Origin of the sequence: Peptoniphilus sp. GNH (genome assembly GCA_021307325.1) — a bacterium.
GTDB lineage: Bacteria > Bacillota > Clostridia > Tissierellales > Peptoniphilaceae > KA00134.
This window is the reverse complement of sequence record CP089931.1, coordinates 1638200-1663714: the sequence shown is the minus strand read 5'-3', so window position 1 is coordinate 1663714 and position 25515 is coordinate 1638200. Positions and strand designations below refer to the sequence as shown.

The following is a 25515-nucleotide window of genomic DNA, read 5'->3' as shown; positions in this document are numbered from 1 at the left end:
CTCACTCCACAAATTTTATTATGTCAAAATATCCATACTTCTTGCCTTGAGTGTTTTTAAGAGCATCTTCTTGACTCAAGGACTCTTTCTCTTGGTCATCTCTTAAATTGTTGTAGATTCCACTGACTTGTATGGTCGGATCTATGCCTTCTGTGTCTACCGATTTTATTTTTTCAATAAGATCCATAGTTTCTGAAAAGTCTTTGGAAAATCTCTCTATTCCTTCCTCTGAAAAAGAGAGGTAGGCTATCTCCGCTATGTGTTTTATATCTTCTTTTTTCACTTCTGCCTCCTAAGATTTTCATATTCATCTTCATCTATTATTTTTATACCAAGTTCTCTAGCCTTGTCAAATTTTGAGCCTGGCGACTCTCCTACAAGAAGTAAGTCTGTATTTTTACTTACAGATGATGATACTTTTGCCCCTAGCCCGACAAGGACATCCTCGTATTCTTTTCTGGGTCTTGATAGAGAACCTGTAATTACTATTCTCTTGTCTTTGAAATAGGAATCGGGACTAGCTGTTTGTTCAGCCTTTTTAGGTTTCACATACTTTTTCAATTGCTCTAAAGAACTTACTATGTGAGAATCTGTAAAAAATTCAACTATGGTCTTGGCTGTTATTGGTCCTATGTCCTCAAGCTCCATAAGCTCATCATAAGTAGCCTTTTCAAGAGCTTCAAAAGAGCCATAGTGGCTTGCTAGATCTCTTGCAGTCTTTATGCCCACATTTCCTATGCCAAGTGCATAGATATAATTTACCAGTTCTGGTGTCTTGGATTTTTCTATGGCGGCTAAAAGATTGTTTGACTTTTTTTCTTTGAAGCCATCAAGCCTTATTAAATCTTCGTATTTTAGCTCATAAATTTGGGGCAGTTCTCTCAAATCCAAATTCTTTAAAAGTTTTTCTATAGTTTTTTCAGAAAGCCCCTCTATATTCATCCCATCACGAGATACAAAATGCACCATCCTAGCCACCAGCTGAGGCTTGCAGGATAGAGTATTGGGGCAGAAAAAGTGAACGCCATCTCTTATTAGCTCTGTGTGGCAATAAGGACATTCTTTTGGCATTTCTATCTCTTGTGTCTTTTCTTCGCTCGGCAAGCTACCAAGGATTTCAGGTATTACATCATTAGATCTTCTTATAAGCACTCTAGAGCCTATCCTAACTTTTTTTCTCAAAATATCATCATAGTTATTTAGAGTTGCCCTAGATACAGTAACTCCACCTATGTCAACCGGCTCCAAAATTGCAGTCGGCGTTACTTTAGAAGATCTGCCTACATTCCATTGTACCTTCAATAACTTAGTTGATACTTCTTCAGCTTCATACTTATATGCTATTGCCCACCTGGGGAACTTATTGGTAAATCCAAGTTTTTCCCTCATGGCAAAATCATCTATTTTTATAACTGCACCATCAATCAAGACTGGTAAATCCGATCGGATTTCTTCGATTTTTTTTACTATCTCAAGAGCTGCTTTTATCCCCTTACATCTTCCGGTATGCTCATCCATTTTAAAGCCTTCTTCTTTCAAAAAGGCCTTCATTTCGTGGTCTGTATCAAAAGTTTTGCCTTCTATATAGTTGACATTGTAGAAATAGGCTGTGAGATTTCTCTTGGCAGTGACCTTGGGATCCAAATTTCTAAGAGCACCTGCCGCTGCATTTCTCGGATTTTTCAAAAGCTCCAAATTTTCTCTTTCAGCATACTTGTTGTAGGCATCAAAAGACTTAAAAGACATGAGTCCCTCGCCTTGAACTTCCATCTTGCCCTTGTAGGAAACAGATAGAGGTACAGATTTTATCGTCCTTACTTGGGCTAAGATTTCTTCTCCGATTATTCCATTGCCCCTTGTGGCAGCTTGGACTAAAATACCCTGGTCATAGGTCAAATTTATGGTCAAGCCATCAAATTTTAACTCTACGACATATTCTATCTTCTCATCCTTATAGTCCTCGCCCAAAATTTTTAAATTTCTATTTTCCCATTCTATTAAATCTTCTAAGCTTTTAGATTTTTCTAGGGAATAGAGGGGCGATAGGTGGGTGTGTTTTGTAAATTTTTCTAGAATTTCTCCTCCAACTCTTAAGCTCGGAGAATCTTTTAGAACTAAATTTTCTTCTTTTTCTAATTTTATAAGCCTATCATAAAGCTCATCATATTCTTTATCTGAAACTAGCGGATCGTCCAGGGTGTAGTAATTGTAGTTTAATTTATTGAGCCTTTTTATTAGGCTTTTCATTTCTTCAATTTTTTCCATCTCAAATCCTCTCTAAGGGAGCTACGGATTCCTTGAGCCTTTTGAGTCCCTTGTCCTTAAAAGATACAGTAAGCTCATAATCTCCATCTTTTTCCCTTCTCATGACAACCATGCCCTCTCCCCACTTTTTGTGGACTACCTTATCTCCTGGCAAAAAATTTTCTGAAGTAGAGGAAACATCCTTCCTACTTATACTCTTAGCCTTTACATAACTTGAATGATGCATCTTGCTTGATGGTTTGAATTCTTCCTGAGTATTTACCCTTGCCTTATTTTGCGTCTTTACCTCAATTGTGTCTCCCAATTCTTTAATAAATCGAGAAACAAGACTCGGCATGGTCTTGCCAAATTTCGTTCTGTGCTCAGCTGAAGAAATATAGAGTTCTTCCTTAGCTCTAGTTATGGCAACATAACAAAGTCTTCTCTCTTCTTCAACTCCACCCTCTTCTTCAATAGACATAGACGAAGGGAAAAGCCCCTCTTCAAGTCCCACTAGAAAAACTACTGGAAATTCAAGCCCCTTTGCCGCATGAATTGTCATAAGGGTAACTCCTCTATCAGAGCTTTCCTTGTCCACATCCGATAACAGACTCATTTCCTGCATGAAATCTTCTAAATCCTTGTCTGGATTTTGGTCTTCAAATAATTTAGCCGCCGATATCATTTCTTCTATATTTTCGATTCTAGATCTTGCAGTTGGACTGTTCTCCATTTTAAGACTTGCCATATAGCCACTTTTTACTGCGACCTCTTCCATGATTTCTGGTATAGACTTCTTGCCAATTTGCTCGGCAAAATCTTCAATCATCTTTTTAAATTCCCCTAGACTACTTGCTGCTTTTTTGGGTAAAAGATTTGCATCCATGGAAGATATCCCCTCATAAAGACTTATGTTTTCATCGGCGCAGAAATCTTCTAGCTTTTTAAGGCTGGTCTCACCTATACCTCTTTTGGGTTCATTTACTACTCTTTTAAAGCTCACATCATCCTTGGGGTTTATTACCATTCTTAAATAGTGGAAGATGTCTTTTACTTCCTTTCGGTCATAGAATTTTAAACCTCCCACCACCTTATAGGATATGCCATTTCTTATGAGCTGGTCTTCAAAACCTCTTGATTGGGCATTGGTCCTATATAAAATTGCCATGTCTTCAAGGCTTCTACCCTTGTAATTTTGTTGGATTATGGTGTTTATTACTTCTTTTTCCTCTGTATAGGAATGGTCGTAGTTATGGTAGACTATATCCTTGCCCTCAGATAAATCTGTCCAGAGATTTTTTTCTAGTCTTTGCTTATTATTTTTTATGATTCTGTTGGCTGCATTTAAAATTTTTTTGCTGGACCTGTAATTTTGCTCCAAAAGAATTATTTTTGCATTCTCAAAGTCCTTTTCAAAATTTAATATATTATTTATATCTGCCCCTCTCCACTTGTAAATAGATTGGTCAGAATCACCCACAGCAGTTATGTTGGGGTTTTTGCCTGAAATCAATTTTATAAATTTATACTGGCTTGCATTTGTGTCTTGATACTCGTCCACAAATACATAAGAAAAACGCCTATTATAAAATTCTCTTACCTGCTCATTTTTTTCTAAAAGTTCAACTGTCTTTATAATCAAATTGTCAAAATCAAAGGCATTATTTTGTTTTAGCCTTTTTTCGTATTCCTCATAGACCTTGGCAATTTCATAATCATATATGCTTTCTCTGCTGGTCTTTAAAAACTCCCCTGGCCCTATCATGGTGTTCTTTAAGTTGGAAATTTTCGCTTGAATGCCCCTGTCCGAATAGATTTTAGGCGACAGATTAAAATCGGAAATTATATCTTTTATAAGACTTCTGGAATCCAGAGTGTCATAGATTGTAAAGTTGGATGTATAGCCAAGCTCTTTGGCAAAGCGGCGCAAAATTCTCACACAAATAGAGTGAAATGTGCCTATCCACATATTTAAGTCTGAGCCTATTAGCCTTGCAGCTCTTTCTTGCATCTCAAGAGCGGCCTTATTTGTAAAAGTAATAGCCAAAATATTGTAAGGATCCACTCCCAAATCTTTTACTAAATAAGCTATCTTGCTTGTAACTACCTTGGTCTTTCCCGAGCCAGCTCCTGCCAAAATTAGAAGGGGTCCCTTTGTGTATAAAAGGGCTTCTCTTTGTCTTTCATTTAAATCGGTCAAATAATTCATCTTATCTCCATCAAATCTTTAAGGACTTCTCCTGCAAGAATATAGCCTGCCACCGGCGGAACAAAAGACATAGATCCCGGTGTCGACTTGTCATCTAACTCTATTAAAGGCTTTCTTGGAGCTTCCTTAGAATAAACCACTTTCAAATTTTCTATATTTCTCTTTTTAAGCTCTCTTCTCATCACACGAGCTAGGGGGCAAATACTGGTGTCTTTTATATCAGCCACCTCAAAAAGACTGGGATCGAGTTTGTTGCCTGTTCCCATAGAAGATATTATCTTCTTGCAAGCCTTTTTTGCATTTTCAGCCAAAAGCAACTTGGAGCTTATCATGTCTATACAATCCACGATGTAATCATAAGATTTCAAATCAAAATCATCAGCCGTGTCCTTATTGTAAAACTTTTCAATCGCTTTTATCTGAGCCTTTGAATTTATCTTTTGCAATCTCTCTTGCATGACTTGGACCTTGGGTCTTCCAATTGCATCAAGAGTTGCTATTATCTGCCTGTTGAGATTTGAATAATCAACAACATCTCCATCAACAAGGCATATCCTTCCAAGTCCAGACCTTATAAGGGCCTCGCAGACGGGTCCGCCCACTCCTCCAAGTCCAAAAACAATGACTGCCTTGGAGCTTAAGGCTGATATTTTTTCCTCGCCCACAACCATTTTAGATCTAATTAGCGGATCCATTTATATTTACCATACTCATGTCGACAAGTTTGCCATCAATGAGCTTTCCTCTAAAGCTATATACTTCGTTTAAGTTAAAGCTATATCCTAAATCATAAAAACTCTTTTCAAAATACTTAAAGTCTTGGATACTGCCTTCAGGCAAAGATATGTTGTTGGATTTTTTTATCTTTACTTGCATATCATAAATGTGAGAATTTTCATCCAACTTAGCACTCAAAACTTCACATTGGATTTCAAAATCCTCTTTGTTGGCCTCAGCTTCTTCTTGCTTTACCTCATTTTGGATGTAAAATAAAATTTTGCTAGTAGCACTTGCCATCTCGGCTCTTCTTATAAACTTGCTACCATTAAAAAATCCATCAGAACCAGTCGGAGCAAATATATTTTCTCTTATTAAATTGGCTAGATATCCCTTTACAGAGTCGGGTATATTGGCTACATCCTTGTGTTTTAATAGAGCCAAATCTCCTTCATTATTAAATCCGAGACTTCTAGCTATATATACGCTTACGGAGTTTCTATCTGGGTAGGTTGGATTTTTGTCCTTTAACATGCCAAGGCTTTTGGCATTGTTTAAAGTTTTTTCAGTAAAACCACCTCTTGCCAATATAAAAGAAACTGCAGGTCTTGCCCACGAAGGCACTCCCAAATTTTCACAGACGGGTCCATATTTTTGTAGGCTAGCTTCTTTTTCTTTTTCACTAGGATTTAAGCTCTTGTAAAGAATTTGAGCAACTTCCAAAAAAGAAACAGGCTTCTTTGGCTTAAAAGTCCCGTCAGGATAACCATCAATTATATTGAGATTTGACAAATAATCCACGTCCTTATAAACCCAGCCAAAGCCACCTTCAGTTTCTACATCTTCAAAAGTTTTTGCCTCAACCTTCTTAGGCAGGATATTTAAAAATAAAAATCCGCAGAAAGAAAGAGTTAATATCTTTTTTAATTTTTTGCTTATATTAAAGTCCATAATTCCTCCAAAAATTTTTCTTCATTTAGAGTTTATTATATCACAAGTCTTGGTATATCAGTTTTAACTTGCGGTGATTTCTTAGACTTTAAAGCCCCAAAAATATATATTTTAAAGGCTTAGAATTAAAATATAGATAATTAATATAATTTTAGGGTATAAAGAAAAACGTGAAGACAATCTGACGATTGCAATTTTATTTTTTATTATTTGGGAAATAAAATATTTATTATTTTGGAGGTATTTGATGAACATTTTAGTTTGCGTAAAACAAGTTCCAGATGTTTCACAAGTAGAAATTGATAGAGAAACCAACAACCTCAAAAGGGACGGAGTAAAAAGTATAGTAAATCCTAGTGATTTAAACGCTCTCCAAGCTGCTCTTGAAATCAAACGTGTCACAGAAGGAAAGGTAACAGTTATAAGCATGGGTCCACCCCAAGCTGACGAAGCTATAAAAGAATGTCTTGCAATAGGAGCCGATGATGGCTATGTGATTTGCGACCAAGCCTTTATAGGAAGCGATACCCTTGCAACATCATATGTACTTAGTCAAGCGGCAAAGAAACTCGGAGATTTTGATTTGGTCTTTACAGGCACAAATTCAATCGATGGAGACACTGGACAGGTAGGTCCTGAATTGGCTGAACTTTTGGGAATCAACCAAGCCACCTATGTAAAAAGTTTAGAAATCAATGAAGAAAATAGAAGCGTAAGTGTTACAAGAGATTTGGAATTTATGGAAGAAAAGGCCTACGTCCAACTTCCCGCTCTTTTCTCAATAATTAGAGATTCCAACTTTGTAAATTCTCCTTCCAGAAAAAAATTGATTCAGTTAAAAAAAGAAGAAATTAAAATTTTGACTGCCAAGGATTTAGATTGCGATGAAAATAGAATTGGGATGAAAGGCTCTGCAACTGTCGTTTCTGAAATTTATCCACCAGAAGAAGTTGAAAAGGGTCAATTTGTCGAAGGAAGCGTAGACGAACAAGTAGACAAGGTAATCGAAATCCTTGCAAATCATGAACTTATTAAGTAGGAGGCAATAATGGAAAATAAAAATTTATGGGTTCTTGCCTTATCTGAAAAAGGAAAACTATTAGATGTAAGTGCCGAAATCATATCAATGGCAAGATCTCTTGGTAAAGAAATGAAAGAAGAAGTCGTTGCCCTTGTAATTGCAAATGAAAATACAGAAGAACTTGCAAAAGAAGCTTTATCTTATGGCGCAGATAAGGTGTGTCTTGTAAAAGGAGAAGAATATGACCACTACAAGACTCTACCCTTTACTAATGTGCTTGATACGATGATAGAAAAATACGCTCCCCTAGCAGTATTTATCCCGGCAACAGCAAATGGAAGAGATCTCGGCGGCAGAATATCTGCTAGAAGAAGCCTAGGACTTGTAGCCGACTGCATAGATGTTAAAAGCGCAAAAGATTCCAAGACTATAGACTGGGTAAGACCTACTTTTGACGGCAAATTGATTTCAACAATAAGAATATCCACCCTGCCGCAAGTTGGCACAATAGGCCTTGGTGTCTTTAAAAAGAGATTAATAGAAAATCCTAAGACTGAAATCTTTGAAGAACAAATTTCTTATGAAGGTCCAGCTTCTGGATACAGTATCATAGAACATGTAGAAAAGAAGATCCCGAGAGAAAAAGATTTGAGCCAAGCCAAAAAAGTTATAGGCATGGGTATGGGACTAAAAGACCCGGAAAACTTCAAAATCGGTCAGGCCTTGGCAAAAGAATTGGGCGCATCTGTTGGATTTTCAAAGCCAATTATTGATAAGGGTTGGGAGCCGAGCCAAATGCAAGTTGGTGTAACTGGCAAAAAACTAAAATCTAAACTCTACTTTGCCCTTGGCATATCTGGAGCAAGGCAGCACACAGCAGGTCTAAAAGATGTAGATGTAATAATCGCAGTAAATAATGACAAAGACGCAGCCATATTTGATGTCGCCCACTACAATGTGGTCGCAGACCTTTTTGAATTTGTTCCAAAACTCACTGAAAAATTAAAAAATATGTAAGTTTTTAAAAACACCACCTCTTTTGTGAAGGTGGTGTTTTTTATTTACACTTTCATGTAAATACATAATAAAATAAGTGATTCTATTATTTTAAAGCTTTACTTATGCTATGTCTTCATTCTATATGTCTTTTTTTTATCTTTTTCATTAAATAAAAAAGCAAAAAAGTTTACACAAAATTTACAAAAGATCTATATTCAATTTACAAATGAAAATTATAATGACCTTGAAATTAAATTCTATTATATTTTGAAAGGATGAAAATTAATGAAGTTAAAAAATTTTGGAAAGGTCGCTTTAATTTTATGTCTCGGAGCAAGCCTTGTGGCTTGTGGAGATGACAAAAAAGAAAATTCTACAGCTAAAGAAACCAAGGCTAGCTCCTCAATCAATGTTATTACAAGAGAACAAGGCTCAGGTACAAGATCAGCTTTTACAGAACTCACAGGAGTCCTTGTTAAAGATGGAAATACTAAAACAGATAAGACTTATGCTGAAGCAGCTGTTCAATCTTCTACTGATGCAGTTCTAACCACTGTACAAAATGATGCCGCAGCTATTGGCTACATTTCTCTTGGCTCATTAAATGACGATGTTAAGGCCTTAAAGGTTGAAGGCATTGAGGCTACTGCTGAAAACATCAAGTCAAATGCTTATAAACTTGCAAGACCCTTTAACCTCGCTTACAAGAAAGATGTTGATGAAAAAACAAAAGACCTTGTAAACTTTATTATGTCTGATGAAGGTCAAAAGATTTGCGAAGCGCAAGGATATGTTGCGAATAAAAATAAAATTGCTTACCAAGCAATTGATAATGATGCAAAATTAACTGTTGCAGGCTCAACTTCAATCACCCCTCTTATGGAAAAGCTGGTCGAAGCCTATAAGGTTAAAAATCCCAAGGTGGAAATCAACATCCAATCTAATGGATCATCTGCTGGCATGACTGCTGCAATGGAAGGAACAGCACAAATTGGTATGGCATCAAGAGAACTTAATGATGAGGAAAAAAATGCTCTGGATTTTACTGTAATAGCAAGAGATGGTATAGCAGTTATTGTAAATAAAGAAAATACAGCTGAAAATGTAACTATTGAAAATCTAAGACAAATCTTTACAGGAGAATTAACAGACTGGTCAGCACTTGTGAAATAAGTTTGAAGGGGAAAAATGGAAAATATCAATATAAAAGATTCTAAGGATAATAAAAAGCTAAGAGCATTTTCATGGGAAGAAATATCTAGATATTTCTTCTTATTTTGCTCCGTCTTATCCATTTTCTTTTTGCTCCTAATTTGTATCTTTATCTTTAAAGACTCCCTAGCCTTTATGGCAAGGGTGGGAGTAAAGGATTTTATTTTTAGTGACGCTTGGGCTCCTATGAATAAGCCTCCAACTTACGGTATCCTATCCATGGTACTTGGCTCAATAATCATCACAGCCATATCATGTATGGGAGCGATAGGTATTGCCATCATGGTAGCCTCTTACTTGACATTTGATTGCCCAAAAAACATCTACAAATTTTTAAAACCAGCTTTAAATCTAATGACAGCAATACCATCTATTGTCTATGGTTTCTTTGCCCTAACAATCATAGTACCCATTAACAAGAGCCTTTTTGGCGGCGACGGGATGAATATACTAAGTGCATCAATCCTGCTTTTAATAATGATATTGCCAACAATAATTTCTATGGCAGAGGCTTCACTTAGGACTGTGCCAAAGTCTTATTACTCGGGTTCGCTTTCGCTCGGAGCAAGTCATGATGAGACGATAACAAGAGTTATGATTCCTGCTGCAAGATCTGGTATCTTTGCAGGAATAATCCTTGGTATTGGACGGGCTATCGGTGAAACTATGGCGGTAATTCTCGTTGCTGGTAACCAAACAAGGCTTACTCTTAATCCCCTAAAGGGAATTAGGACTATGACTACAAACATCGTTCTTGAAATGGCTTATGCTGCTGGAGAACATAGACAGGCTCTTATAGCTACAACAGGCATCCTATTTATATTTATCCTAATTATAAATTGCGCCTTTTTCATAATTAAGAATAGGAGAGGAAAAAATGACTAAAATAATTGTCCTAAGTCTCTTGGCCCTATTTATAATATCAATTCTCGGCCTTCACTTTGTAGGCAAGATGTCCTTTTACAAAATAACGACAAGACTTTTTTCAGCTATGACTTTTGCTATCCTTATTTTTATAGTTTTATTTGTTGTGATTAAAGGGGCCTTGTCCTTTAGACCTGGCATGTTATCCCTTAACTATACAACAGAAAATCTTTCCATGGGCCCTGCTATTGTAACAACACTTATAACAGTTATTCTTTCGATTTTATTTGCCTCACCTATCGGGATTTTCACAGCCATATTCTTAGTAGAATATACAAACGTTGAAAACAGACTTATAAAATCTATAAGACTTGCAACAGAAACTCTTGCAGGCATCCCTTCAATTGTCTACGGACTTTTTGGGATGATATTCTTTGGGCTAAAATTAAAAATGGGATTTTCTATTATTTCCGGTGTCCTAACAGTGTCAATTATGATACTTCCAATTATAATAAGAGCCACTGAAGAGGCCTTAAAGTCAGTCCATCTATCTATAAGACAGGGTTCCTTTGCCCTTGGTGCCGGCAAACTTAGGACAATATTTAAGGTAGTCCTTCCAATTTGTATTCCAGGCATTTTATCCGGAATAATTTTATCAATTGGTCGTGTAGTGGGAGAAACTGCTGCCCTAATGTACACACTTGGAACAGCCACGACACTTCCAACATCAATAACATCTTCTTCAAGGACACTTGCCCTTCATATGTATGTGCTTTCATCAGAAGGAAAACACGTGGGTGAAGCTTACGCAACCGGCATGGTCTTATTAATTTTAGTCCTAATAATAAACTGGTCTTCGACAAAACTTGCAAACAAATTTAGTGAGGTTAGATAATGAATAATAAAATGAGTGTAAGGGACTTAGATCTCTACTATGGAAACTTTAAGGCCCTTAACAATATAAACATAGACATAAAAGAAGGGGAGATCCTTTCCTTTATTGGCCCATCAGGTTGCGGCAAATCCACCCTATTAAAATGTTTAAATAGGATGAACGACCTAGTCGTCGGCTGCAAGATTGATGGCGAAATAAAACTCGATGACGAGGATATCTATGCGAAGAATTATGATGTTAATAAACTTAGAAAAAGAGTTGGGATGGTCTTCCAACAACCCAATCCCTTTCCCATGAGTATCTACGAAAATATTGCCTACGGTCCAAGAACTCATGGTATTAAAAACAAGGCTCAGCTTGATGAAATTGTTGAGTCATCACTTAAACAAGCTGCTATTTGGGACGAAGTGAAAAATGATTTGAAAAAATCTGCCCTGTCCATATCAGGTGGTCAGCAGCAAAGGCTTTGTATAGCAAGGGCACTTGCAGTTAATCCGGAAGTTATCTTAATGGACGAACCCACATCTGCCCTTGACCCCATTTCCACAGGAAAAATTGAAGACCTTGCCCAAGACCTAAAGGACAAATATACGATTGTCATTGTAACTCACAACATGCAGCAGGCTTCAAGAATTTCAGACAAGACTGCCTTTTTTCTAAATGGAATGATCGTTGAACATGCAAAGACTGTGGATATCTTTACAAATCCAAGAAAAGAAAAAACAGAATTATATGTAACAGGAAGGTTTGGCTAATGAGAAAGAGATTTGATGATGAATTAAGACACTTAAACAACTTGCTATTAGAGATGGCAAGTTTAAATGAATCTGCAATTAAAAAGGCGATTTCACTTTTAGATGGAAAAGACCAAGCTATTGCAGACGAAGTAATTCAATACGAAAAAAATACAGATGAGTATGAAAAGATTATTCAAAACCAATGTCTTAAAGTTTTTGTAGAGCAACAACCAGCAGCAAGCGATTTGAGAAAGGTTTCTTCTTACTTAAAAATGATTACAGATCTAGAAAGAATTGGCGACAATGCAAGAGACATTGCAGAAATTTGTATGGGCTTACCCACAGATTATGACACATCAAGATTTCCTCTTATAAAGGAGATGGCTGATGAAACTGTAAATCTTTTAAACAGGTCTATTGATTCCTTTGTAAATTTAGATCTTGAAGCTGCAAAAAAAATTAACAGAGATGATGACGTTGTAGATAATTATTTTCTACTGATAAGGGAGCAATTAGTTGATATAATTAAATCAGATTTTGACTCAGGTGCTGCAATTGATTTTATAATGATTGCCAAGTATCTAGAAAAAATATCCGATCATTGTGTAAACATTGCTGATTGGGTAATTTTTTCAATTGAAGGTTCGAAAATAGAATAAAAAATCAAAATTTATAAGGATGATTTTATGCTAATTTATCTTGTTGAAGATGACACATCAATTTTAAAACTAATTGAATACTCTTTAAATGCAAAAGGTTATGAAGTGAAGGCCTTTGAAAGAGGCGAGGACTTTTTTAAAGCTCTTGATAATAAAAAGCCCGACCTAGTCCTTTTAGATATAATGCTTCCTGACATGGACGGCATCGAAATTTTAAAAAGACTAAGAAAGATTAAATGCCTATCAGATACTTGGGTGATTATGATAACTGCAAAGACATCAGAATATGATGTCATCTCTGCCCTTGACCATGGAGCAGACGACTACATGAAAAAACCCTTCTCCGTTATGGAACTAATATCAAGAGTGGGAGCTGTTAAAAGACGTCTAGCTCAAAGAAAAAAAGAAGATGACATCTTAGACTTCAATGGAATTGTAATAAGGGATAGCAATCGGTCTGTTATAATCGATGAAAAGCAAGTTGACTTCAGCTTGAAGGAGTATGAAGTTTTAAAATATTTGATTTTAAATAAGGATATAGTCATCTCTCGTGAAAAACTTCTAACAGAGATTTGGGGATATGACTATGAAGGCGAAACTAGGACTGTTGATATGCACATAAAGTTAATAAGAGATAAGCTCGGGTTCAAGAAAAAATATATAAAAACAATTAGAGGTGTTGGCTATATGTTAACTAAGGAGGTTTAGAATGAGAAAAAGAGTTTTCAGATATCTCCTTGGGGTAGCTCTCTTGACCTTATTTTTATCTACTGTTGTTTCTATGTTTATTTATTACAAGGGCTATGCAAAAAGATCCAACGATGACCTCAGAAGTATTGTAACTGCCATGGGCGAAAGTCTAAATAGATATGATGACGATACATCCTACTTAAAAAGTCTTGCAAATAAAAATTTGGACTACAGAATCACCCTAATAAGAGAAGATGGACAAGTCCTTTACGATTCAAAAAAAGATGTAAAACTCCTGACATCTCATAAGGATAGACCAGAGTTCATCGAAGCCAAAAGACTTGGCTATGCCCAAGTGGAAAGATACTCCAACACCCTATCTAAGGACCTCTACTATGTAAGCCTAAGGCTTGATGATGGAAACATGATAAGAATCTCTAGAGAGATGGATAACCTAATAGGAGCCTTTACCAAGGTGCTGCCCCTTGACATATTAATGTCTTTTATAATTTTTATAGTAACAGCCTTTGTATCAGATAGCCTAACTAAAAAGACCTTTGATCCCTTAAATAATTTGGATGAAGATTTGCTTAAACTTGATACAAATATGTTCCCAGAAATAAGCCCCTTCATAAATAAGATAAAAAAACAAAATAAGACCATCGATCAAAGCTATACAGAGATTGCAAAAGAAAAAGATACCATCAACACAATCTTAAAAAACATGAAAGAGGTCCTTATAATTGTCGATGAAAACAAAAATCTTTTGACAGTCAATGACTCCGCAAAAAAAGTTTTTAATTCAAAAAGAAATATTCTTGGAGAAAATATAATAAACCTCATTAGAGATGAGGCCATTTTGAAGATGGCAGATGCGGCCCTCTTGGGCAAAAGCTCTGAAGCCGTAACAAGCATAGGAACTAGAGAGTATAAGTGCTATGTAAATCCTGTCTTTGAAAATAAGATAGTAAGAGGACTTTTGATTCTCTTCATTGATGAGACAGAACAGATAAGAGCCCTTAGACTGCGTGAGGAATTCTCGTCCAATGTCAGTCACGAATTAAAGACTCCCCTTACATCAATCTCCGGTTTTTCTGAACTCCTTGCAAACAACTTGGTAGAGGACAAAGACAAAGAGAGTTTTTACAAACTAATTTACGAGGACTCCAAAAGACTTCTAAATCTCGTTGAAGACATCATGAAAATTTCCGGACTTGAAAATTCAGGAGACTATGACAAGGAAGAAATTGATTTAAGAGAAGTAATTTCTGAAATCTTAAATGGAAATGAAAAACTGATAAAAGAGAAAAAAATCACAGTAAATCTAGAGGGTCATGGAGTAGTTTTTGAAAATAGGACCATGATGTGGGAGCTCTTCTCCAACTTAATAATTAACGCAATTAAATACAACAAGGAAGATGGAAAGCTTGATATAAATATCTCGGAAGAAGAATCTTCTTACCTAATAGAGATATCAGATACAGGCATTGGCATACCAAAAGACGACCTCGCTAGAATTTTCGAAAGATTTTACAGGGTGGACAAGTCTAGAACAAGAAAAGTCGGTGGCACAGGGCTTGGTCTTTCAATAGTAAAACATATCTTGCAAAATATTGATGGAAAAATAAAAATTTCTTCAGATTTAGGTCAAGGTACAAGTATTGAGTTGAAGTTAAAAAAATAAATAGAAAAAATCAAAAGATATTATTATAAAACTACATTGTAAAACTAAAAATATGTAAGTATTAAATAAAAAAAAGACTCGGCTTGCGAGTCTTTTTTGTTTGGTCTATTATTTTCCCATTTCTTTTAAGTCGTCTGCAATTATGAGTTTTGCTCCTGTTGCTTCTTGAACTTGTTCTTTTGTATATTCGGGATTTATTTCTGTTAGTTTTATTCCCTTGTCTGTGATTTCCATTACTCCCATTTCAGTTATTATCATGTCAACGCATTTTGCTCCTGTCAATGGAAGGTTGCATGCAGATAGGATCTTGTGGTTACCCTTTTGTGTATGTTCCATTGCAACTATTACCTTCTTTGCACCTGAAACAAGGTCCATTGCTCCGCCCATGCCTGGTACCATTTTTTTAGGAATCATGTAGTTGGCAAGGTTACCTTCTTCGTCTACTTGAAGGGCTCCTAGAACTGTCATGTCCAAGTGACCGCCTCTTATTAGACCAAAGGATGTTGCTGAGTCAAAGTAAGCTCCATGAGCTAAAACAGATGCTGGTTGACCACCTGCATTTACAACTGATGGGTCTGCATCTTCTGGTGCTGGTGCTGGGCCAGCTCCTGTATATCCATTTTCTGCTTGAAGAGTTACAAATATACCTTCTGGTACATAGTTTGATACTAGAGTTGGAAGACCAATTCCCAAGTTAACTACGTCACCATCTTTTAATTCTTTTGCTACTCTTTTTGCTATAAATTCTTTTATTTGTTGCTTATCCATTTATTTTACCTCCATCTACAATGTCGGTTACAAGTACTCCTGGCACTCTTATATTGTCAGGATTTAATTCTCCAATTTCTACAACCTTGTCAGCTTGTACTATAACTGTCTTTGCAGCAAAAGCCATAAGAGTGTTGAAGTTTTGAGTTGAGCCATGGAATTCAAGATTGCCAAACTTGTCTGCTTTTGCGCAGTTCAATAGAGCAACATCAGCCTTTAGTGGTTTTTCAAGCAACCATTTTTCGCCATCGATTTCGATAATTTTTTTACCTTCTTCGATTTCCTTGCTGCCTAAGCCAGTCTTGGTCAATACTCCGCCAAGTCCGTATCCACCGGATCTAACTTGTTCTGCTAAAGTTCCTTGTGGTACAAGTACAACTTCTGTTTCTTCTTCTGACATTTGTCTTCCTGTCTCTTTGTTTGTTCCTATGTGAGATGCGATGATTTTCTTAAACATTTTCTTTACAACCATCTTGCCTACACCTACTTCAGGAAAAGCTGTATCGTTACAGATAAGGGTAAGATCCTTTAAATCTGTGTTATCAGCTATGTAGTCGAGTATCATGTTTGGGCCTCCACATCCTAGGAAACCGCCCACCATTACTACGTCACCGTTTTTAATTTTCTTTACGGCTTCTTGTAAACCTATTAGTTTGTTCAATTTTTTCACTCCTTTTGCATAAGCTATAATTAACAACTAAATGCCTAAATTCATTATAGCACAAATTCACGTACAATTTTAAAAAGAAATTCTTTTTCGGCTTTTAACTTTTAAAGAATTTTTTTATGCCCTTCCATAGACTTTTTTGGCTTTCTTCTTTTTTCATTTCTCTGTAATCAAGCACTTCTGCCTTGGCACTTGCCATCATATAGTCTTGGGATGAAAAGCTTTTTTCTTCTGTATAGATTCTTTCATAATTTTTGTCTTTGCCTAACTTTCTTGATTTTTGATTGTCCTGCCACTGGATGTTTAAATAGTCTAGGATTTTTTCTCTTGCATTTTTGTCTTCTATTGGACAGGCTATTTCAACTCTTCTGCTTGTATTTCTAGTCATGAGATCTGCTGATGATATATAAATTTTAGAGTCTTTCTCTCTGCCAAAAATATAAACTTTGTCGTGCTCCAAAAATCTTCCTACAATAGATCTTACCTCTATGTTTTGGGTCAGCCCTTCTATTCCTGGTACCAAGCAGCATATGCCCCTTATTATGAGTCTTATTTCTACTCCCTTTTGGGAGGCTTCTGCCAATTTTAAAATGAAGTCTTTATCTGTTAGGGCATTGAATTTAAAAAAGATAAATCCGTCTTTTCCCTTTTTTATTTCCTTGTCTATAAGCTCTAGGAATTTCTCTTTTAAGTTGCTTGGGGCTTGTAAAAGTTTTTTGTACTTGCCATCTAGTTTTCCCATTTGCATATTGTTGAAAAATTCTATTTCATCCTGGGCTATTTGCTTATCCGATGTGATAAGTGATATATCCGTGTATTGTTTTGCCGTCTTTTCGTTGTAGTTGCCTGTTCCTATTTGACTGATGTATTCCATGCCTTCTCTGCCCTTTTTTATTATTAGACAAACTTTAGAATGACATTTATAGTTTTCTATTCCATATATGACTTTTACCCCAGCTTCTATTAGGGCTTCTGAATAGTCTATGTTGTGTTGCTCATCAAAACGGGCTCTAAGCTCCATAAGCGCCAAGACATCTTTGCCATTTTCGGCAGCCTTCATAAGCGAATAGGCTATTTTAGAATTGGAAGAGAGTCTGTATATTGCTATGCGAATTGCTACTACATCTTTATCAGTTGCAGCCTCTTCTATAAGGGCTAAGAATTGGTTTATATCCTCATAAGGATAGATAAAGAGCAGGTCTTTTTCTCTTACCTGATCTAAAAGTTTCTTGGACATATCTAGCTGAGGATTTTTTTGTGGGCTAAATTCTGTAAAGGAAGTGTGCTTTAAAAGCTCACTGTCCATCTTATTTGCAAAATCATAGACATAGGACATATCCATGGGTGAGCTGAGGTCAAAAATCTGTTCTTTTTCTATTTTTAAATTTTTGCAGAGAAACTCCTCCAGACCACTAGATAGCTTTTTGTCCGTTTCAATTCTCACCGCTTGAAGCCTTTTTCTTTTTTTTAGAATATTTTTCATAGAGTCTCTGTAATCCAAATCCTGGTCTGCAATTTCTGATGCCAAAGTCAAATCTGCATTTCTTGTGACTCTTATAGTGGTGAAATTTAAGATTTTCCAATCACTATATACGTCTTCAAAATAATATTTTATTATTTTTTCAAGTCTTATGTATCTGATTTTATCTGGATCTTGAAAATAAAAAATTCTATCCGCTGCCTTGGGTATGGGAAGGATTCCTATTTTTTTGCCACTGTCATTTTGAATTTCCCCTATTAGATAGGATTGCAAATTTTCAACAAAGGGAAAGGGATGATAAGAGTCTATGACCATGGGAGATAAAATAGGTTCTATAAAATTTCTATAATAGGACTGGATGTGTCTTAGGTCGATTTTGGATAGATCTTGTAGCTTCATTTCGCAGATTCCTTCTTCAAAAAGGTCTTCGCTTAGCCTTTGATAGATTGAATCTTTTTGCCTGTAAAGGTCCCTTGTTTTTTTGAAAATTTCATAGAGTTGCTCTTTTGAAGTCATTTTTGTTTTACTATCGCCCGGATCCGTTTTTAGAAGGCTTAAATCTGTCAAAGAGCCCACTCTTACCATGTAAAATTCATCAAGATTACTGGTAAAGACAGCTATGAATTTTAATTTTTCATATATTGGCACAAGTGGATCCATTGCCAACTCTAGAACTCTTTCATTAAATTTTAACCAGGACAATTCTCTATTTTGAGCTATCTCATATATGTCCATTTCTCTATTGTTGTTTTCTTTGCTTTCTATGGTCATAAAAGGGCCTCCATTTTCTTACAAGCTTCAAGTCTTAATTTCTATTTTGCGTCATCCCCTTTATATGAACGCATTTTTTGACTCTTACGCTCGGCAGATTTTATTGTCTTATTTTCATTTAGCAATTTTTTATTTTTAAATCGTTTTGCCGATTTAAGATTATATTTCCCCAATCGAAGGTTCCTTCTCCTACGATATAATCTACTTACATTGTAACAAAATTTGTAAGTCTCGGGGCGAGAATCACAATTTTATTTACAATTTGCAAACTTTTTTTGGGCATAAAAAAAGACACCTGATAGCGTCCACTAAATAAAAGCAGCAAACCCTTCGATTTGCCGCTTTAACCTATCGAGATAAATTTTTGAATGATGCATTCATCATAAGTTTTTTATCTTGAATTTTTCGTCATCACTATTCCTTCTATGAAGCCAATCTTCCATATAAAATCCTACCAAAACGACAGCCTGCAATAACGAAGAAAAAGCACCAAAATTCACTGAAAATAGGATGGCTACAGCAATCGTAATAATCCAAACTGCACCAGGTATAATCCATTTATTTGCTTTTCTGCTTTTACCAACGTAAATTTCAAGTCCGGCTAAAACAATGCCCATCACCAAGTAAAGAAGCAATAACTCTCTATTCATTTGCTTGTCTCCTTTCATTGTATTTATCAATCAGTTTCTTAGTAGTTTCATAATCATATTTATCTTGCAAAGCTAAAGACTTAATGAACTTCACGTACGAATCTTCATCCACCTCCATAAGCTTTACCTTTTCAATTAACTGATTAAGATTACTTCTGATTATGTGGTAGGAGCTATCATAATAGTCAGCCATGCTCTTCAATGATCCAGACGATAAAATGAACTGCTTAATAAATGCTATTTCATTATCATCGAGATTAAAGATCCAATCATTCTTCATTACAATACTCCTTTCTCTTTTATATTAACTTATTTTCTAATAATATTCAATATTAGTCTTCTGTTTTTTACTTTTATTCGACTATCAATTTAATTTTATTTTGAAAAGCGTACAACAATAACCCAAGCATAAAAAAATCCCCCATAAAGGGGGATTGAATTTTTACCAGATTAAGAAGCCGACAGATACTAGAATACCTACATAGAATAGTATAACTACGCAATATCCCATGATATCTTTTGCTCCAAGTTTTGCAATACCAAGTGCTGGAAGAGCCCAGAATGGTTGAAGCATGTTAGTCCATGCATCTCCCCAAGCTATTGCCATTGCAACTTTTCCTGGATCCACGCCAAGTTTGATACCTGCTGGCATTGTGATAGGTCCTTGTACTGCCCATTGTCCACCGCCTGATGGAACGAACATGTTAATAAGACCTGCTGCCCAGAATGTTATCATTGAGAATGTTCTTGGAGTTGCAATTCTCAAGAATCCGTTTGTGATAACAGATGCTAGAGAAACGCCGTCTGCGTTTGCACCAACCATCATACCCATGATTCCTGCATAGAATGGGAATTGAAGGATGATACCACCAGCTGCTCCTGCAGAGTCATTGATAGCATTTACATAGTTTATTGGTGTCTTGTGGAATAGGATTCCTAGTGTCAAGAAAATCAAGTTTACTATGTCAAGGCTTAGTACAAGACCCTTTGTTGCAAAGTGTTTGAATAGGAATATTGCAGCTATAACAACTACAAATAGAGATAGGATAACTGAGTTTTCAAGTCTATCTGCAATTGTCCATTCGCTCTTAGGTTTAACCTTTTCTGCACGAAGTCTCAAGATTTCGTCTTCTTCTTCGAAAATCTTAGGATCAACAGCTACAGTGTGAGCTGCATCTGGATGCATTGCCTTGTTTACAAATGGAATTGTAAGGATTACAAGCCATACCATTATAAGGTTTTGTACTGAGAAAAGTGTTTCTTTTACAGGAATGATGTGATCCAAAGCTCCAAGTGTAACCTTAGTAACTTCTTCAGCGTTTGTTGCAAGTGCTAGAGGAACAGATCCTGAAGCTCCGGCATGCCATACAACGAATCCTGAATAAGCAGATGCAATAAGCAATCTGTAGTCAACGTTTTTAACTTTTTTAGCAACTTCCTTTGCAAGAAGAGCTCCTACTACTAGTCCAAATCCCCAGTTAAGCCAGCAGCAAACTGCTGAAACAAATGTTGTAATTATAATTGCTGATCCTGGTGTCTTTGGAATTGATGCAATCTTACCAAGAAGTTTCTTTATTGGTGCTGAAGATGCAAAAGCGTTTCCAAGCACTAGAACTAGGGCCATTTGCATTGTGAACGCTAAAAGTCCCCATACTCCTTTGCCCCAGTGGTTTATCATTTCCATTGGGCCTTGTCCTGTTGCAATGATTGCCCCAACAAATGTAACTATAGATAGTATAATCGCAAATATGAATGCATCGGGCAAAAGTTTTTGAACTAATGCAACACAACCGTTAGTAAATTTCTTAAACATATTGTACCTCCTCATTGTAAAAACTTACTAAACATTTACTAAACTGTTTTTATTATTATACCACATCGTGAAAAAAATAGTATTTGGAAAAGCTTTTCTTTTCGATATCTTGGTCTTAAATTTATTAAAGATGAAAATAGATTTTGCCCATATGCCTTTTGTTGCGTCTTGTGCATTCTTTAAATTTTTATATATTTTATTTATTTTTCTATATTTTTTTAACTATTATTTTTTTTATTTTATTTTAAAAAAATAATAAGCCTCAAAGGACTTATTATTTTTATTTATAATGAAATTTAATTTTAACTTTAAATTTAGACTTTCACTTTTAATTAAAAAATGTTTGCCTATTTTGCAATTATTAGAGTTTAAATTTTTGTGCTTCTTCTACTATTTCTTCTGGATACTTGTTAAGTTTCAAAATCTCTATCGCGTTTCTACTTGTGGTGGGCCCCTTCTTTAATTTATAGTCGAAGATGATATCCCCGTCTTTGATTTCTTCTTCAAAATGATAGTTGTCGAAAGTATCTTTTAAGATTTCAGTAAGTTCTATATCATGGGTTGCTGCAATGACAAAATTTTCTTTTGAAAGATAGTTTAAAAGGGCCTTGGCAGCGGCTATTCTGTCATGAGTATTGGTCCCTTTGAAAACTTCATCCAAGATAAATATCTGGCCTTCTTTTCCAAGCATTCTCTTTATGGCTATGGTCTCTGCCATAAAGTAGGAAATCTTTTTATCCAAACAATCTGATATATCTATGGAGCTTATTGGCTCTACCCTTTTGCTTGTAAATTTTTTGCCTATGGCAAAGCCAAGTCCTTGTGCCATGATCTGACTCATGCCTATTGTCCTAAGAAAGCTGGACTTGCCTGACGCATTGGATCCTGTCAAGATAACTGGTCTTGAAAAGGAAAATGAATTGGCTACAGAATATCCCTTGAAATACATAAGGGGATTGTGGAGGTCTTGTCCTTCTAGCTTATCACTAGTTTCTCTAAGGCAAATATCATCTTTTAAAATCTGTCTAAGCGAGGCTAGACCCAGATACATATCAATTCTACCTGTGTGCAGATAAGTTTCTTTGAGCTTGTCCAAATTTTCGTTCAAAAACTTTGTTGACTTAAAAAAGTTTCTGGCTTCTAAAAGGCAAAATACATTTAGTAGGTCATACATAAAATCAGCATCAGAGCCAGTTTTCGAATAGTTTTTACCTACGCTTTTTAAGGCCTTGTCCAAGAATTTTTTCTTGTCTTTTAACCACTCTTGGTCTTGTCCGAGTTTCAAATCCGATATGGCGATTTTTCTGGCGATTCCGACATAGGCTCTTATCCTGGAAAATGTAGCTGACTGCCCTTTACTTTTTTTAGAAAGATAGATATTCAAAAGATAGTTTACATAGTAAAGGGGGATGACTGATAAAAGACCTGCCCATCCCAAAAATTTATAAGCCAAAATTGTGTAAATGGGAGCAAGGGAACACAAATAAATGAGTCCTCTTAGTTTATGTAGTTTTCCAAGATCTATCCCAGATGCAAGGCTTCTAAAAAGACTTTTATCTTTTAAACTTCCAAAGCTTATAAAAAGAAGTCCCAAGTCCAAAGCCTTTTTTTGATTAGAGAGAATTTCAGATATGATTTCTTCTTCTTTTTTATCATAGTCGCCCTTTTTTAATTTTTGATAAAGAGCTTGACTTCCCATTAGGCAAAAAGATTGATCCAAATAGTTAAAAAGACTATCCATCTCCATGTCATTCCAGGATATGTCATCTAAATTATCTGACGTTTTTTCAAGCGCCTTTACAAGATCCAGCCTTCTAGAATGCAGGGTCATCTTGTAAAAATCATGTTTTAGCTTTGCTGTCATGATTTTTTTGTACTTGATTCTCCTGTAAAGATCAAAGACAAATCCCAAAAGTAAAATAGTGCCAATTAAAAGTAATATAGGAAAAAGCTCTTTTAATATCTCCATATAAATCTCCTGTGTTTTATGCCAAATAAAGCAGATTAGCTATCAAAATTTTCAAACCCATAAAAATTAGAATAATACCTCCGACAAGCTCAGCTTTTTGCTTATAGCGCATCCCAAAAGCATTTCCCAACCTTACCCCAAGAAGAGAAAGAAAAAAGGTAGTGGCTCCTATTAAAAGACTGGAAGTCACTATATCTATATGTAAAAAAGCAAAAGAAACGCCAACTGCAAAGGCATCTATGCTAGTTGCTATGGCAAGAATAATCATAGACTTCCTATCTGTGCCTCCAGGCTTACAAGTATTTTCTCTCGATTCCAAAATCATATTTATCCCAATAAAACCCAGGAGAAAAAAAGCTACCCAGTGGTCATACTTATCAATCACGGACTCGAAAGTCTTGCCAAGAACATAGCCCAAGATAGGCATCAAGGCCTGAAACAATCCAAAATAAAACCCCACTGTCAAAATATCTTTATAGGCCTTTTCTTTGATTGAAAGTCCCTTGCAAACAGCAGCTGCAAAAGCATCCATTGAAAGACCTACCCCAATTACAAATACAGATAAAATTTAAATCTCCCCCTATGAAACTCTAGAATATTTCCATTTTCCCCTCTTGTAATAAAATAGCATGGTCAAAAAATGCCCCAAGTCTGCCAGCATATAGGTCGAATACATAAACTTGATTGGCAGATGCAAAACACTTACAGTCAAAAACAATAAGGGCAATTGAATAAACCACTGCGAAACTAAGCCGGCTATAAATATTGGCAAGTTGTAGCCCGAACCGTAAAATACGACTGCAAGACCAAAACCATAAGCCAAAAGCGGCAACATAATTGTGGAATAGGTAATCATACCTGCTCCAAGCTCTAAGACCTCTTTCTCCCCAGAAAAAAGTCCCACTAGTGTCTGTGCATTAAACATTATATATACACAAAAAACAAGCATTATAAAGGCCCCAAAAAGCCCTGTAACTCTTGCACACTCTTCTGCTGATTCTATATTGTCTTCTCCGAGTTTTTGTCCTGCTATTACAGAACCGCCCATGGAAAGACCCGATATTGGAAAAAAGGCAAAGCCATAAATTTTGGTTCCCACTCCAAAAGCTGATATGGCATAGTCCCCATAATAAGATACAAATTTTATTATGACTGCTGCAAATAAAAATCTAAATAAGACCTGCACTCCATTTGCAAAGCCTATTCTTATCAAGGCTTCATCTATCTCATAATCCAATCTAAAGAGCCCTTTTAGCGATAATTTAATAATCCCCTTGCCCTTAAAAATTATCACAAGACCCACTGTGAAAGAAATAAAAATTGAAATCACTGTCGCAAGGGCGGCGCCTTTTACGCCCAAACCAAAACCCTTAAAGGGCATATAGGGGATTTGGTCAAACATTAAAATCGGATCGAGTATGAGATTTACAACAGTTGCAAGTAACATTATATAAAAGGGTGTCTTTGAATCTCCTGCGCACCTAAAAATAGTGTTGATTGAATAAGAAGCGAAAAACATGGGCAGAAAATAAATTCTAAGTCGCCCATAATCAAGTCCCGCTTCTATAATCTTGGGATCCTTGCTATATAGTTTTAAGATGGGTTCTAGCAAAAAATAAAGCAGAAATGCAGCTATCAAGGCCACAAAAACCTTAAAAGTTATAGTTTGTTCTGCCACCCTATTGGTCCTTTCGTAGTCCCCTCTGCCATAATTTTGCGAAATAAGAGATATGGAAGATGCTCCGATTATTTCATTTAAAAATAAAAAAATTGCCATTATGGTCGAAAACAGAGTGACTCCAGCCAAGGCCTCAGAAGAAATCTTCCCCACCCAAGCCATGTCGACTATATCATAAACAGACTGTAAAACCATGGCCATCATGGTGGGAAAAGATAATTTCAATAAGTCATTAAACATCTTGTTACTTTTCATAATTTACCAATTTCTCAAAAGGATAAATTCTGAATTTCACAATTCCTTTTACATCTTTCATTTTTATCGGTCCAAGTATCCTAGAATCTATTGAGTTGGGCCTATTGTCTCCCAGGACAAATACTTGATCATCTGAGAGTTCCCAATGAGAAGTCTCTCCGACTGGCGAAGTTTCTGGCTCAGATGTGTATGGCTCTTCTTGAGCTTCTCCGTCTACAATTACCTTGCCATCTTCTATATCCACAACTTGACCCGGCAAAGCTAAAACTCTCTTTATCAAGAGTTTGTCTTCAGCAGGAGATTTTAAAATCACTATTGAGCCTTTCTTTATATTTTGCCTTACTCCAAGTTTAGATACAAAGAGTAAATTCCCGCTTTGTAATGTCGGATACATGCTTGATTGTCTTACTATGGAAATATTAAAAATAAAACTGCGTATCAGTATGGCAAGGCCACACGCCAGCAGTATAATCGCAAAATCTTTTTTCTTCATATAAACCTCCTTCCAAAATCTTATCACAAGTGCTTGCAAATAAAAACTTGCCTTAGCTATTTATAGCAAATTTTTTTGTCTTTTAAGAT

General features: G+C 35.9%; 24 protein-coding genes. 9 read left to right on the top strand and 15 right to left on the bottom strand.

The window, feature by feature from the left end; genetic code table 11:
• Position 1 precedes the first annotated feature (1 nt).
• Genes gatC through LV469_07955 form a run of 5 tightly spaced genes read right to left on the bottom strand, consistent with a single transcriptional unit; the run spans position 2 to position 6121 of the window.
• Positions 2-283 carry an Asp-tRNA(Asn)/Glu-tRNA(Gln) amidotransferase subunit GatC gene (gene gatC / locus LV469_07975; GenBank protein ID UHR02574.1) on the bottom strand — a complete coding sequence of 94 codons (282 nt, stop codon included), beginning with the start codon at positions 281-283 and terminating at the stop codon, positions 2-4.
• On the bottom strand, positions 280-2265 hold the full coding sequence (gene ligA, locus LV469_07970; protein UHR02573.1) for an NAD-dependent DNA ligase LigA: 1986 nt from the start codon (positions 2263-2265) through the stop codon (positions 280-282). Before ligA ends, gatC begins: the two co-directional genes overlap by 4 nt.
• A gap of 1 nt (position 2266) precedes the next feature.
• Entirely contained in the window at positions 2267-4453 is a 2187-nt protein-coding gene (locus LV469_07965) for a UvrD-helicase domain-containing protein (GenBank protein UHR02572.1), read from the bottom strand.
• Positions 4450-5148 (bottom strand): tRNA threonylcarbamoyladenosine dehydratase, encoded by a 699-nt coding sequence (locus tag LV469_07960; protein UHR02571.1) that lies wholly within the window; start codon positions 5146-5148, stop codon positions 4450-4452. Before LV469_07960 ends, LV469_07965 begins: the two co-directional genes overlap by 4 nt.
• Positions 5132-6121 (bottom strand): S-layer homology domain-containing protein, encoded by a 990-nt coding sequence (locus LV469_07955; protein ID UHR02570.1) that lies wholly within the window; start codon positions 6119-6121, stop codon positions 5132-5134. Before LV469_07955 ends, LV469_07960 begins: the two co-directional genes overlap by 17 nt.
• Positions 6122-6368: 247 nt before the next feature.
• On the opposite strand from LV469_07955, the gene LV469_07950 reads away from it, so the two are divergent.
• The 9 genes from LV469_07950 to LV469_07910 all read left to right on the top strand — a co-directional run bounded on the left by LV469_07950 (position 6369) and on the right by LV469_07910 (position 14882).
• Positions 6369-7160: an electron transfer flavoprotein subunit beta/FixA family protein gene (locus LV469_07950; protein UHR02569.1), complete on the top strand. Its 792-nt coding sequence runs from the start codon at positions 6369-6371 to the stop codon at positions 7158-7160.
• A 9-nt stretch (positions 7161-7169) separates the two neighbouring features.
• Positions 7170-8159 carry an electron transfer flavoprotein subunit alpha/FixB family protein gene (locus LV469_07945; protein ID UHR02568.1) on the top strand — a complete coding sequence of 330 codons (990 nt, stop codon included), beginning with the start codon at positions 7170-7172 and terminating at the stop codon, positions 8157-8159.
• A 267-nt stretch (positions 8160-8426) separates the two neighbouring features.
• Positions 8427-9314: an extracellular solute-binding protein gene (locus LV469_07940; GenBank protein ID UHR02567.1), complete on the top strand. Its 888-nt coding sequence runs from the start codon at positions 8427-8429 to the stop codon at positions 9312-9314.
• Between the two features lie 15 nt (positions 9315-9329).
• Positions 9330-10238: a phosphate ABC transporter permease subunit PstC gene (pstC, locus tag LV469_07935; GenBank protein ID UHR02566.1), complete on the top strand. Its 909-nt coding sequence runs from the start codon at positions 9330-9332 to the stop codon at positions 10236-10238.
• Positions 10231-11112: a phosphate ABC transporter permease PstA gene (gene pstA / locus LV469_07930; GenBank protein UHR02565.1), complete on the top strand. Its 882-nt coding sequence runs from the start codon at positions 10231-10233 to the stop codon at positions 11110-11112. Before pstC ends, pstA begins: the two co-directional genes overlap by 8 nt.
• Positions 11112-11867 (top strand): phosphate ABC transporter ATP-binding protein PstB, encoded by a 756-nt coding sequence (pstB, locus tag LV469_07925; GenBank protein UHR02564.1) that lies wholly within the window; start codon positions 11112-11114, stop codon positions 11865-11867. Before pstA ends, pstB begins: the two co-directional genes overlap by 1 nt.
• On the top strand, positions 11867-12508 hold the full coding sequence (phoU, locus tag LV469_07920; GenBank protein UHR02563.1) for a phosphate signaling complex protein PhoU: 642 nt from the start codon (positions 11867-11869) through the stop codon (positions 12506-12508). The genes pstB and phoU overlap by 1 nt, the downstream gene beginning before the upstream one ends.
• Before the next feature lie 27 nt (positions 12509-12535).
• Positions 12536-13216, top strand: coding sequence for a response regulator transcription factor (locus LV469_07915; protein UHR02562.1), 681 nt, complete (start codon positions 12536-12538; stop codon positions 13214-13216).
• 1 nt (position 13217) lies between these two features.
• On the top strand, positions 13218-14882 hold the full coding sequence (locus LV469_07910) for an ATP-binding protein (GenBank protein ID UHR02561.1): 1665 nt from the start codon (positions 13218-13220) through the stop codon (positions 14880-14882).
• 108 nt (positions 14883-14990) lie between these two features.
• Here LV469_07910 and LV469_07905 read toward each other — a convergent pair whose 3' ends face one another.
• From LV469_07905 to lepB, 10 genes are all read right to left on the bottom strand, one after another.
• Complete coding sequence (locus LV469_07905; protein UHR02560.1) at positions 14991-15650, bottom strand: 3-oxoacid CoA-transferase subunit B; 660 nt, start codon at positions 15648-15650, stop codon at positions 14991-14993.
• The gene (locus tag LV469_07900; protein ID UHR02559.1) at positions 15643-16311 is read right to left on the bottom strand and encodes a 3-oxoacid CoA-transferase subunit A; all 669 of its coding nucleotides are present in this window, start codon (positions 16309-16311) and stop codon (positions 15643-15645) included. Before LV469_07900 ends, LV469_07905 begins: the two co-directional genes overlap by 8 nt.
• A 103-nt stretch (positions 16312-16414) precedes the next feature.
• A complete protein-coding gene (gene ppk1 / locus LV469_07895; protein UHR02558.1) occupies positions 16415-18568 on the bottom strand; it encodes a polyphosphate kinase 1 in 2154 nt (717 codons plus the stop codon).
• A 380-nt stretch (positions 18569-18948) separates the two neighbouring features.
• Positions 18949-19218, bottom strand: coding sequence for a hypothetical protein (locus tag LV469_07890; protein ID UHR02557.1), 270 nt, complete (start codon positions 19216-19218; stop codon positions 18949-18951).
• A complete protein-coding gene (locus LV469_07885; protein ID UHR02556.1) occupies positions 19211-19498 on the bottom strand; it encodes a DUF2089 family protein in 288 nt (95 codons plus the stop codon). Before LV469_07885 ends, LV469_07890 begins: the two co-directional genes overlap by 8 nt.
• 162 nt (positions 19499-19660) lie before the next feature.
• Positions 19661-21031 carry a short-chain fatty acid transporter gene (locus LV469_07880; GenBank protein UHR02555.1) on the bottom strand — a complete coding sequence of 457 codons (1371 nt, stop codon included), beginning with the start codon at positions 21029-21031 and terminating at the stop codon, positions 19661-19663.
• A gap of 361 nt (positions 21032-21392) precedes the next feature.
• Positions 21393-23000: a hypothetical protein gene (locus LV469_07875; GenBank protein UHR02554.1), complete on the bottom strand. Its 1608-nt coding sequence runs from the start codon at positions 22998-23000 to the stop codon at positions 21393-21395.
• Between the two features lie 16 nt (positions 23001-23016).
• Positions 23017-23532 (bottom strand): manganese efflux pump MntP family protein, encoded by a 516-nt coding sequence (locus tag LV469_07870; GenBank protein UHR02553.1) that lies wholly within the window; start codon positions 23530-23532, stop codon positions 23017-23019.
• A gap of 48 nt (positions 23533-23580) precedes the next feature.
• The gene (locus tag LV469_07865; GenBank protein ID UHR02552.1) at positions 23581-24933 is read right to left on the bottom strand and encodes an MATE family efflux transporter; all 1353 of its coding nucleotides are present in this window, start codon (positions 24931-24933) and stop codon (positions 23581-23583) included.
• A complete protein-coding gene (lepB, locus tag LV469_07860) occupies positions 24923-25426 on the bottom strand; it encodes a signal peptidase I (GenBank protein ID UHR02551.1) in 504 nt (167 codons plus the stop codon). The genes LV469_07865 and lepB overlap by 11 nt, the downstream gene beginning before the upstream one ends.
• Between the last annotated feature and the right edge of the window lie 89 nt (positions 25427-25515).

Coding starts and splice junctions, on each gene's coding strand:
- LV469_07870 (UHR02553.1), bottom strand. CDS start 23,532: ATGGATGCTTTTGCAGCTGCTGTTTGCAAGGGACTTTCAATCAAAGAA.
- pstB (UHR02564.1), top strand. CDS start 11,112: ATGAATAATAAAATGAGTGTAAGGGACTTAGATCTCTACTATGGAAAC.
- LV469_07910 (UHR02561.1), top strand. CDS start 13,218: ATGAGAAAAAGAGTTTTCAGATATCTCCTTGGGGTAGCTCTCTTGACC.
- LV469_07960 (UHR02571.1), bottom strand. CDS start 5,148: ATGGATCCGCTAATTAGATCTAAAATGGTTGTGGGCGAGGAAAAAATA.
- ppk1 (UHR02558.1), bottom strand. CDS start 18,568: ATGACCATAGAAAGCAAAGAAAACAACAATAGAGAAATGGACATATAT.
- LV469_07950 (UHR02569.1), top strand. CDS start 6,369: ATGAACATTTTAGTTTGCGTAAAACAAGTTCCAGATGTTTCACAAGTA.
- LV469_07880 (UHR02555.1), bottom strand. CDS start 21,031: ATGTTTAAGAAATTTACTAACGGTTGTGTTGCATTAGTTCAAAAACTT.
- LV469_07885 (UHR02556.1), bottom strand. CDS start 19,498: ATGAAGAATGATTGGATCTTTAATCTCGATGATAATGAAATAGCATTT.
- LV469_07940 (UHR02567.1), top strand. CDS start 8,427: ATGAAGTTAAAAAATTTTGGAAAGGTCGCTTTAATTTTATGTCTCGGA.
- LV469_07890 (UHR02557.1), bottom strand. CDS start 19,218: ATGAATAGAGAGTTATTGCTTCTTTACTTGGTGATGGGCATTGTTTTA.
- pstC (UHR02566.1), top strand. CDS start 9,330: ATGGAAAATATCAATATAAAAGATTCTAAGGATAATAAAAAGCTAAGA.
- LV469_07945 (UHR02568.1), top strand. CDS start 7,170: ATGGAAAATAAAAATTTATGGGTTCTTGCCTTATCTGAAAAAGGAAAA.
- LV469_07865 (UHR02552.1), bottom strand. CDS start 24,933: ATGAAAAGTAACAAGATGTTTAATGACTTATTGAAATTATCTTTTCCC.
- LV469_07875 (UHR02554.1), bottom strand. CDS start 23,000: ATGGAGATATTAAAAGAGCTTTTTCCTATATTACTTTTAATTGGCACT.
- LV469_07905 (UHR02560.1), bottom strand. CDS start 15,650: ATGGATAAGCAACAAATAAAAGAATTTATAGCAAAAAGAGTAGCAAAA.
- pstA (UHR02565.1), top strand. CDS start 10,231: ATGACTAAAATAATTGTCCTAAGTCTCTTGGCCCTATTTATAATATCA.
- ligA (UHR02573.1), bottom strand. CDS start 2,265: ATGGAAAAAATTGAAGAAATGAAAAGCCTAATAAAAAGGCTCAATAAA.
- LV469_07965 (UHR02572.1), bottom strand. CDS start 4,453: ATGAATTATTTGACCGATTTAAATGAAAGACAAAGAGAAGCCCTTTTA.
- LV469_07915 (UHR02562.1), top strand. CDS start 12,536: ATGCTAATTTATCTTGTTGAAGATGACACATCAATTTTAAAACTAATT.
- LV469_07955 (UHR02570.1), bottom strand. CDS start 6,121: ATGGACTTTAATATAAGCAAAAAATTAAAAAAGATATTAACTCTTTCT.
- phoU (UHR02563.1), top strand. CDS start 11,867: ATGAGAAAGAGATTTGATGATGAATTAAGACACTTAAACAACTTGCTA.
- lepB (UHR02551.1), bottom strand. CDS start 25,426: ATGAAGAAAAAAGATTTTGCGATTATACTGCTGGCGTGTGGCCTTGCC.